Source organism: Xylophilus sp. ASV27 (assembly GCF_016428875.1).
Lineage (GTDB): Bacteria > Pseudomonadota > Gammaproteobacteria > Burkholderiales > Burkholderiaceae_C > Xylophilus.
In genome coordinates this window covers 1-10,049 of the sequence record NZ_JAELTO010000134.1, presented here as the reverse complement: position 1 = coordinate 10,049, position 10,049 = coordinate 1, and the positions used below count along the sequence as shown (strand labels likewise).

Below are 10,049 nucleotides of genomic sequence, written 5' to 3'. Positions count from 1 at the left end.
GCATGGAGCGCGGCATCCGGCTGGTGGCGAACGCGGGGGGCCTGAACCCGCGCGCCTGCGCCGCGGCCATCGAGGCGCTGGCCAGGGAGTTGGGCTGCGCGCCGCGCGTGGCCTTCGTCGAGGGCGATGACTGCCTCGCGCTCGTGCCGTCGCTGGCGGCCGAAGACACGCGCGACTTCTACACGGGCTGCGCGATGCCGCGGGCCATCGACAGCGCCAACGTCTACCTGGGCGCGCTGCCCATCGCGCGGGCACTGGCGATGGGCGCGGACATCGTGGTCACCGGGCGCATCGTCGACAGCGCCACCACGCTGGGCGTGCTGATCCACGCGTTCGGCTGGCGCGCCGATGACTACGATCGCCTCGCGGCCGGCTCCCTGGCGGGCCATATCCTGGAGTGCGGCGCCCAGGCGACGGGCGGCATCTTCACCGACTGGGCCGACGTCCCCGACTGGGAGAACATCGGCTACCCCTTCGTGGAGTGCGACGCCGAGGGCGGCTTCGTGGTCTGCAAGCCGCCAGGAACGGGCGGCTGCGTGACGGCGGCCACGGTCAGCGAGCAGATCCTCTACGAGGTCGGCGACCCCGCGCGCTACGTGCTGCCCGACGTGGTGTGCGACTTCAGCCAGGTCACGGCCGTGGCGGTGGGGCGCGACCGGGTGCGTGTGGTGGGCGCGCGAGGCATGGCGCCGCCACCAAGCTACAAGCTCAGCGCCAGCTACCAGCAGGGCTGGCGGTGTACCGCGCAGTTGTCCGTATTCGGTGCGCAGGCGGTGGCGAAGGCGCGCCGTACCGGCCATGCGCTGCTGGGCCGCGTCCGGACGCTGCTGCGCGAGAAGTCCATGGGCGATTTCGAGCGCACCTCGGTCACGGTACTGGGGGCCGAGGACGGCTACGGACCGCACGCCGCCCCCACGGCCGTGCGCGAAGCGCTGGCTCGCGTGGCCGTCACCCACATGTGCAAGGAAGCGCTCGAACTCTTTTCCCGCGAGGCGCGCGCGCCGGGGGTCTCCTTCGCCCCGGGCACCACGAGCGGCAGCGCGCTGACGCTCAACGGCCGCGCGGCGGTCGAACCCCGCTACCGCCTCTATTCCTGCCTGGTGGCCAAGGACAGGCTGCCTGCTCCGCTGGTGGTGATGGGCCATGAGCAAGAGCGCGTGCCGATTCCGTGTGGCGGCGAGCGGGTGCAGGCGCGCGCCGCCTGGCCCAGCGCCGGCCCCGGCTCTGCGCCGCCCATGCCCGTGGCGGAGCCGATGCGCCACGTGCCGTTGATTGCGCTCGCCTACGGGCGCTCGGGCGACAAGGGCGACACATCGAACGTCGCGGTGATCGCCCGGCGGCCCGAAGACCTGCCACTGCTGCGCCGTGTGCTCACGCCGCAGCGTGTGCGCGCCTACCTCGCGCACCTGGTGCTGGGCGAGGTCACGCGCTACGAAGTGCCGGGGCTGGGGGCGTTCAACTTTCTCATGACCGAAGCGCTGGACGGCGGCGGCCCGGGCTCGCTGCGCCCCGACCCCATGGGCAAGGGCATGGCGCAGATGCTGCTGGGCATGCCGATCCCGCTGGATTGATCCCGCCCACACCGATCCATGCCGGAAATCCACGCAGAATATGCCGCAAGCCCAGAAAGCATCTGGGCTTTTAGCTATCTATTCAATAGCAAAGTAGACAAAATGATTCGAATTTGATAGCGCAAAGCCCTGGAAATTACTGGGCTCAAGCCGCTTTTGATGCCTGAGACTCCGCTCCCGCCAGGTCCTCCAGGATCGGGCAGTCCGGCCGGCCGTCGCCGTGGCAGCAGGCGACCAGGCCTTCGAGCGTGCGCTGCATGGCCTGCATCCTGGCGATGCGGCGCGCCAGGTCGTCGATGTGGGTCTGGGCGATGCGCTTGACCTGGGCGCTGGCGCGGCTGTGGTCGTGCCAGAGGCCGACCAGCTCGCCGATCTCGGCCATGGAGAAGCCCAGGTCGCGGGCGCGCTTGATGAAGCGCAGCGTGTGCACCTCCGGTTCTCCGTACAGGCGGTAGCCGCTGTCGGTGCGGGCCACCGGCGGCAGCAGGCCCAGGGCCTCGTAGTGGCGCACCATGCGCGCCGAGACGCCCGAGCGCCGGGCGGCGGCGCCGATGGTGGCACTGGCGGCGGTGCCGGCGTCGGGCGGGTTCATGTTGCCCGGTAGCCCGCGTTCTCTATGGCCAGGCGCAGGCTTTCGCGGGGCTGGGTGCTGACCACGTCGACATGCCCGCTCGGCAGGTCGACCGTGACCTGCGCCTGCGGATCGATCGCCTGCACGGCGTTCTGCACCGCCTGCACGCAGTGGCCGCAGCTCATGCCGTCGACCTGGAATTCGTGGCTCATGGGGGCTCCTTGGGGGTGGGGTGATGGAATGCATGCAGTATCAACCTTGCCATGGTGGCAAGGTCAAGACGCCGCCCGGCCCGGGCTTGCGCATGCGTTGCGGTTGCGGTCGCTGGAAGTTGTAACAGTGGGGATGCGAGTGGAATCTTCTCCGCCGCGCTGCATGCCAGGGTCGAAAATATGGAGCCTCTATTTTTTTCAAATCATTTACAAAATCCGGTCGGGGTGATGTTCATCAAAGGCATGACTTCCTGCCCGCATACCATGCCGGATGCGGGCGTGGCCGCCGACGCCTGCTGGCGGATCGCCACGGCGGTCATTGAAGGAGTTCCGAATGAGTTTTCTGTCCCTGCGCCGTTTCACCATACGCATCCGGATGTACGGCGCGATCGGCGTGGTGCTTCTGCTGCTGAGCCTGCTGGGCGGCGCCGGTGCCCTGGGCATGCTGCGCATCCAGAACATGAGCGAGAGCGTCATGCTCACCTCGAATGCCGCTACCGCCCAGATCGCGGAGCTGCGCGACGCGTTGGTTGCCACGCGCATGTACGAGAAGGAAATGATCATCCAGTACGAGAGGGCCGCGGAGGTCAAGGCCGCCCGCGCCAAGTGGCTGGCGGCGCAGGAGCGCGCGGAGAAGGCCGGCAAGGCCTTCATCGAAGGCCGCGGCTCCGAGGATGCCGCGCTCATGAACGCGCTGCTGCAGAAGCTCGGCGCCTACCGCGACCAGTTCTCAAGCGTGGCCAACCAGCTCGAGAGCAGCGGCTATGAGTCCGCCACCACCGCCAATCGCATGAGCGCGCGCGCCGTGGCGCAGTTCGAAGAGGCCGAGAAGCAACTCGTGGCCCTGGAGGCCGCGCTGCGCCAGCAGGTCGACGCCGCGCTGGCGCGGCAGCGCGAGGTGGCCTACCAGACCAAGCTGCTGTTCGTCGCGATCGTGCTGGTGGTGATATTGACCGTGGTGCCGCTGACGCTGCTCAACATGCACTCCATCTGCGGCCCGCTGGAGCAGGCGCGCCAGTCGGCGCTGGCCATCGCCGCCGCCGACCTGTCGCAGCGCATCGCGGTGGAGGGCCGCGACGAGCTGACCGACCTTCAGCGCGCGCTGGCCGCCATGCAGTCGGGCCTGGGCGCCATGGTGGCGCAGGTGCGCGACTCCAGCGAGAACATCGCCACCGCCAGCCAGCAGATCGCCACCGGCAACCACGACCTCTCCGGCCGCACCGAGCAGACCGCGAGCAACGTGCAGCAGACCGTGGCCTCGATCGGCGAGCTCAGCGGCAGCGTGCAGCAGACCGCCTCGTCGGCCCAGATGGCCAACCAGCTCGCGGCCACGGCCTCGACGGCGGCGACGCGCGGCGGCACCGTGGTGCAGCAGGCGGTGACCAGCATGCAGGAAATCTCGTCCTCCAGCCGCAGGATCAACGACATCATCGCGCTGATCGACTCCATCGCCTTCCAGACCAATATCCTCGCGCTCAATGCCGCGGTGGAGGCCGCGCGCGCCGGGGAGCAGGGCCGCGGCTTCGCCGTGGTGGCCAGCGAGGTGCGCAGCCTGGCCCAGCGCTCGGCCCAGGCCGCCAGCGAGATCAAGACCCTGATCAGCAGCAGCGTGAGCGCGGTGGACGGCGGCGTGCGCCTGGTGGAGGAGGCCGGCAGCGCCATGAAGGAGATCGTCGGCAGCGTGCAGCGCGTGAGCGACGTCATCGGCGAGATCACCGCCGCCGCCTCCGAGCAGTCGCAGGGCATCGGCGAGGTGGGCCAGGCGGTCAGCGACATCGACCGCATGACGCAGCAGAACGCCGCGCTGGTCGAACAGTCGGCCGCCGCCGCCGAATCGCTGCGCGATCAGGCCGCGCGCCTGGCCGAGGTGGTGCACCGCTTCCGCCTGAGCGAGCAAAGCGGCCTGGCGCTGCCGGCGCTCACCCCGGCGCGCCCGGCGCCCGCAGCGGTGGCGCACCAGCCGCAAAAACGGCTGGCAGCGGCCTGACCCCATGAAAAAAGCGCCCGAGGGCGCTTTTTTCATGGGGAGCGCAAGGTATCTCAGGCGCTTGCATTGCGCTCCTCCTTCGGCGCGAACCAGGCGACGTACAGCGCCGGCAGCACCACCAGGGTCAGCAGCGTGGCCGTGACCAGTCCGCCGATCACCACGATGGCCAGGGGGCGCTGGGTTTCGGAGCCGATCTCGCGCGACAGCGCCATGGGCAGCAGGCCCAGCGCGGCCAGCATGGCGGTCATGAGCACGGTGCGCAGGCGCTGCATGGAGCCCTCGCGCACCGCATCGGTCACGCGCATGCCGGCGTTGCGCAGCTGCTGGAACACCGAGAGCATCACCACGCCGTTCAGCACCGCTTGCCCCGACAGCGCGATGAAGCCGATGGCGGCCGACACCGACAGCGGGATGCCGAACACCCACAGCGCGACGAAGCCGCCGATCAGCGCCAGCGGCACGTTGACCAGGATCAGCCCGGCCATCTTGAAGGACTTGAAGGCGTCGAACAGCAGCACGAAGATCAGCAGCAGCGAGATCGGCACCACCACGGCCAGGCGCTTCATGGCGCGCTCCTGGTTCTCGAACTCGCCCGACCAGTTGACCACGTAGCCCTGCGGGATCTTCACGTTCTGCGCGACGCGCGCCTTCATGTCGGCCACCACCGAGCCCATGTCGCGGCCGGCGATGAAGATGCCGATGGCGGTGGTGCGCCGGCCGGCCTCGCGGGCGATGTTCATGGCGCCGGTGGTCTCGCGCACGTTGACCACGTCGCCCAGCGTCACGAAGCCGCCGTCGGGCGTGGCGATGGGCGTGCGGCGCAGGTTGGCGATGACGCGCTCCTGCGGCGGCAGGCGCACCGCGACGGCGAACTTGCGCTCGCCCTCCCACAGGCTGGTGGCGGCCTTGCCGGCGAGCGCGGCCTCGATCACGTCCTGGATGTCGCCCACGTTCAGCCCGTAGCGCGCGGCGCGGTCGCGGTCGATGTCCAGCAGCAGTTGCGGCACCTGGCCGGCGCGGTCGATCTCGGCGCGGGCCACGCCGGCCACCTGCTTGACCTCGTGCGCGATCTGCTCGGTGACCTGCTGCATCAGGGCCAGGTCGTCGCCGGCGAGCTTGATGACGATCTGGCCCTTGATCTGCGAGATCGACTCCAGCACGTTGTCGCGGATCGGCTGCGAGAAGGCCGGGTCGACGCTGGGGATGGCCGACAGCACGCGGTTCATCTCCTCGGTGATCTTCTCGCGCGTCATGCCGCGGCGCCATTGGTCCTCGGGCTTGAGGTCGACGAAGATCTCGGCCATGGAGATGGTCTTGGGGTCGGTGCCGTCCTCCGGCTGGCCGGCCTTGGAGACGGTGGTGCGCACCTCGGGGATGGTCAGCAGCGCCTGGCGCGCCATGCGCAGGATGCGCGCGGCCTCCCTGGTCGAGACGTTGGGCGAGAGCGTGAAGTTGACCCAGGTCGTGCCCTCGTTGAGTTCGGGCAGGAATTCCGACCCCAGGCGCGAGGCCACCACGGTGGTCAGGCCGAAGGCCGCGAGCGCGATCAGCACCACGGCGCGGCGGCGGCGCAGCGCCCAGTCCAGCACCGGGCCGTAGAAGCGCTTGGCGCCGCGCACCACGCGGTTGTCGCCGTGCGGCAGCTTCTTGCGCAGCATCCAGTAGGCCAGCAGCGGCACCAGCGTGAGCGAGAAGATCAGCGAGCCGATGAGGGCGGTGGTGACCGACAGCGCCATGGGCTGGAAGATGCGGCCTTCGTGGCGCTGCAGCGCGAAGATCGGGATGTGCGCGGCGATGATGATCAGCATCGAGAACAGCGTGGGCCGCCCGACCTCGTTGGCCGCGTTGACGATGACCGAGCGGCGCTCCTCGGCGCTCATGTTCTCGCGCTTCTCGGCCAGGCGGTGCATGATGTTCTCGATCACGATCACCGCGCCGTCCACGATGATGCCGAAGTCCATCGCGCCCAGGCTCAGCAGGTTGGCCGGCACGCCCATGATCTTCAGGCCCATGAAGGTCGACAGCAGGGCCAGCGGGATCACCACCACCACGGCCAGGCTGGCGCGCAGGTTGGACAGGAAGATGTAGAGCACCAGCGACACCAGCAGCGCGCCCTCCACCAGGTTGCGGAACACGGTGGAGAGCGTCTTCTCCATCAGCCAGGTGCGGTCGTAGAAGGGCACGATCTGCACGCCCGGCGGCAGCGCGCGGGCGTTGAGTTCGGCGATCTTCTCCTTCACGCCTTTGAGCACCACGCTCGGGTTCTCGCCCTTGCGCATGATGACGATGCCGGTGACCACGTCGTCGTCGCCGTCCTGGCCGACCACGCCCAGGCGCGGCACGGCGCCGATCTTCACTTCGGCGATGTCGCGGATCAGGATCGGCGTGCCGTTGCGCGCGGCCACCACCACGCGGCCGATGTCCTCGGCCGAGCGCAGCAGCCCGATGCCGCGGATGGTGTACTGCTGCGCGCCCTGCGGCACGTAGCTGCCGCCGGCGTTGGCGTTGCTGCGGCCCAGCGCGTCGAGCAGGTTCTGGAAGGTGACCTTGTAGGCGCGCAGCTTGTCGAGGTCGGGCTGCACCTCGTACTGCTTGATGGCGCCGCCCATGGCGACCACGTCGGCCACGCCGGGCACCTGGCGCAGGCCGCGCTCGGCCACCCAGTCTTCCAGCGTGCGCAGCTCGGTGGTGGTGCGGCCGTCGCCCTTGAGGCGGTAGCGCATGATTTCGCCCACGGGCGTGGCGTTGGGCGCGATGTCGGCCTCCACGCCCTCGGGCAGGTCGACGCCGCGCAGGCGCTCGGCCACCTGCTGGCGCGCCAGGTTCACCTCGGCCTTGTCGTCGTAGGTGACGACGGTGAAGGACAGGCCGAACTGCGTGTGCGAGAACACGCGGATCGAGTTGGGCAGACCGGCCAGCGCCACCTCGATCGGCAGGGTGACCTGCTTCTCGACCTCCTCGGCCGCGCGGCCGGGGTAGAGCGTGATGACGGTGACCTGGGTGTCGGTGACGTCGGGGAAGGCCTCGACCGACAGGTTCTGGAACGCGATCACGCCCGCGAGCGCGAACAGCAGCGTGCCCAGGACGATGAACAGCGGCTGGTGCAGCGCGTACTGGATGAGGCGCTTCATTTGCCGGCAGCCCCGCTGGTGGCCCTGCCCGCGGGCTGCGCCGTGGCCGGGGCGGCGTCCTCACGCGCCATGGTGAACAGGCGTGCCAGCAGCAGCGCGTTCTGCGCCACCACCTGCTCGCCCACGGCCAGGCCGCGCGCCAGCACCACCTCCGCCGGCCCCATGTGGGCCGGCACCACCTCGCGCGGCTCGAAGACGCCGGGCTGGGTCTGCACGTAGACGGTATGGCGGGTGCCGTCCAGGGTGACCGCGCCGGCCGGCACCACGGTGCCCTGCATCGCTTCCTTCACCTGGGCGGTGGCGAGCATCTCGCCCTTGAGCCGGCGGTCGGCATTGGCCACCAGCCCGCGGATCTTGATGGTGCGGGTGTTGGGGTCGATGAAGTCCGCGGCGGCGGTGACGCGCCCGGCAAAGTTCTCGCCCGGGTAGGCCGCCACCTGCAGCGTGAAGCCGGCGCCCGGCCGCAGGCTGGCGACGTCGCCCTCCTTGGCGTCGATCTGGACCCAGAGCGAGCTCGGGTCGGTCACCACGAACAGCGCGGGCACGCCCGGGCCGGACTGGTCGGGTCGCACTTCCTGGCCGGGGTTGAGGTTGCGCTCGACCACCACGCCGGCGATGCCGGAGGTGATGCCGAGCTGCTGGTTCACCGCGCTGCCGGCGCCGTAGAGGCTGGTGCGGGCCGCGGCGCGCGCGGCCTCGGCCTGCGCGCGGGCGCTGTCGGCCTCGGCCTGCTCCAGGTCCTTGCGCGCGATGATGCCGGCGTCGAACAGCTCGCGCTGTCGCTGCAGGTTCTTGCGCGAGAGCCCGACGTCCACCTGGGCCTTGGCGGTGTCGGCCTGGGCCTGCCCGAAGTCCGGCGAGGCGATGCGCGCCAGCAGCGTGCCGGGCTTGACGCTCTGCCCGACGTCCGCGCCGATGGCGGTGATGCGCCCGCCGAAGGGCGGGTAGATGCGCTGGGTGCGCTCCTCGTTCCAGACCAGGCGCGCGGGCAGCTCCACCGTGAGCCCGCTCGCGGCGGTGGCGGGCACGGTGGTCAGCAGCGCGAGCTGCGGGTGGTTGGGCGGGAAGCGCAGTTGCCGGCCCTGCACGATGGGGGCGGCGGGCGGCGCTTCTGCGGACTTGCCGCTGTCGGCGTCGCCGCCGCAGCCGGCCAGCAGCAGCGCGCAGCAGGCGGCCGCGGCCAGCGCGGTGCGCAGCGCGCGACGGTGGGGGTGGATCATGGCGGGGCTCCCGGAGCGGGCGGAGATGGAGAAGAAGAAGGCGTTGTGCATCGGGCGTCTCATGGCAGTGCGGCCAGCAGCGCCGGCTGGGTCTGCAGCGTCCAGGCGCCTGCGGCGCGGGCGTACTCGCTGCGCGCGGCGATGCTCTCGAGCAGCGTGGCCCGCAGGGTGCGGCGCGCGTCGAGCAGGTCCACCAGCGGGATGGCGCCGCGGCGGAAGGCGAGCTCGGCGTTCTCCGCCACGCGGCGCGCGCGCGGCAGGATGTCGCTCTCGTAGCTGCGGGCGCGCTGCTCGGCGGTGAGCGCGGCCTGCTGCAGGCCCTGCAGCTCCAGCGCGGCGTCGCGCCGGGCCTTCTCCAGCGCATCCTGGGCCTGGGTGTAGCTGGCCAGCGCGCGGCCGATCTCGCCCTGGTAGCCGTAGCCCCATTGCAGAGGAATGGAGGCGCGCAGCTCGAGCAGGCGGTTGGACACGCCGGGGTAGTGGTCGTAGGAGGCGCCGATGGTCACGTCGCCCTTCTTCAGCGCGTTGGCGCCGTCCAGCGCGGCCTGGGCCGACTGCACCCGCGCCAGGGCCGCGCGCACCTCGGGCCGCGCCTCGGCCAGCGCCGCGTAGTCGGCCGCGGGCGTGGCCAGCGGCGGCAGGGCGGGCCAGGGGCCGGCGATGGCCAGCGGCGCGCGCAGGCCGGTGGCCTGCGCCAGCGACAGCACGGCGCGCTCGCGCTCCAGCATCGCCTGCTGCAGGTCGGACTGGGCGCGCTGAGCCTCGATCTCGGTGCGCAGGGCGTCCTGCGCCGCCAGGTCGCCCGCCTGCACCCGGCGGTTCGAGCTGCTGGCGAGCTGGGCCGCGCTGCGCGCGATCTCCTGCACCTGCTCCAGCTTCTCCTGCGCGGCCAGCAGGTCGTAGTAGGCGCCCAGGGCGGCGATCTGCTGCTGCACCTGCACGTCCTGCACGTCGGCGGCGGCGGCGTCGGCCTGCCGCTGCGCGGCCTCCGTGCGCAACTGGCGCTTGCCGCCGCGCTCCCAGGTCCAGTCGATGCCGATGGATTTGTCGATGCGCTTGCGGCCCAGCACGTTGCCGGGGCCGACGCCGTTCTGCAGGTCGATCGAGGCGGTCTTGCCCGAGAGCACCGGCAGCGGCGCATGGTCGGCCGCGAGCACGTCGGCGCGCGCGGCCGCGAGCGCGCCGCGCGACAGCGCCACGTCCAGGTTGTCGCGGGCCGCGGCGAGCGTCTGGCCCAGGGTGAGGGCGCGCGGCGATGCGGCGGCCGGCGGCGGGTTTGCCGGTGCCACGGGGGCGACCTGGGCCAGGGCCGGCAGCGCCGCCCCGAGGCAGCAGGCCCGAATCAACTGTCGTATGC

The 10,049-nt window shown here is 71.0% G+C and carries 7 protein-coding genes; 2 read left to right on the top strand and 5 right to left on the bottom strand.

Going from position 1 to position 10,049, the window contains the following annotated elements; all coding sequences use genetic code 11:
• The coding region (locus tag JHD63_RS20055) for an acyclic terpene utilization AtuA family protein (protein WP_233168479.1) at window positions 1–1,571 on the top strand (1,571 nt) is incomplete at its 5' end.
• A 145-nt stretch (window positions 1,572–1,716) separates the two neighbouring features.
• Here the strand turns inward: JHD63_RS20055 and cueR are convergent.
• Together cueR and JHD63_RS20045 are read right to left on the bottom strand one after the other, a co-directional pair.
• Complete coding sequence (gene cueR, locus JHD63_RS20050; protein WP_198972571.1) at window positions 1,717–2,163, bottom strand: Cu(I)-responsive transcriptional regulator; 447 nt, start codon at window positions 2,161–2,163, stop codon at window positions 1,717–1,719.
• The gene (locus tag JHD63_RS20045; RefSeq protein WP_198972570.1) at window positions 2,160–2,354 is read right to left on the bottom strand and encodes a heavy-metal-associated domain-containing protein; all 195 of its coding nucleotides are present in this window, start codon (window positions 2,352–2,354) and stop codon (window positions 2,160–2,162) included. Before JHD63_RS20045 ends, cueR begins: the two co-directional genes overlap by 4 nt.
• A gap of 334 nt (window positions 2,355–2,688) precedes the next feature.
• Between JHD63_RS20045 and JHD63_RS20040 the strand changes: the two genes are divergently transcribed.
• Window positions 2,689–4,341 (top strand): methyl-accepting chemotaxis protein, encoded by a 1,653-nt coding sequence (locus tag JHD63_RS20040; RefSeq protein ID WP_198972569.1) that lies wholly within the window; start codon window positions 2,689–2,691, stop codon window positions 4,339–4,341.
• A 53-nt stretch (window positions 4,342–4,394) separates the two neighbouring features.
• On the opposite strand, the gene JHD63_RS20035 is transcribed toward JHD63_RS20040, so the two are convergent.
• From JHD63_RS20035 to JHD63_RS20025, 3 genes are read right to left on the bottom strand one after another with little or no spacing between them, the layout of a single operon-like run.
• On the bottom strand, window positions 4,395–7,472 hold the full coding sequence (locus JHD63_RS20035) for an efflux RND transporter permease subunit (protein WP_198972568.1): 3,078 nt from the start codon (window positions 7,470–7,472) through the stop codon (window positions 4,395–4,397).
• Entirely contained in the window at window positions 7,469–8,692 is a 1,224-nt protein-coding gene (locus tag JHD63_RS20030; protein ID WP_198972567.1) for an efflux RND transporter periplasmic adaptor subunit, read from the bottom strand. Before JHD63_RS20030 ends, JHD63_RS20035 begins: the two co-directional genes overlap by 4 nt.
• Before the next feature lie 59 nt (window positions 8,693–8,751).
• Window positions 8,752–9,981: a TolC family protein gene (locus JHD63_RS20025; RefSeq protein ID WP_370590589.1), complete on the bottom strand. Its 1,230-nt coding sequence runs from the start codon at window positions 9,979–9,981 to the stop codon at window positions 8,752–8,754.
• Between the last annotated feature and the right edge of the window lie 68 nt (window positions 9,982–10,049).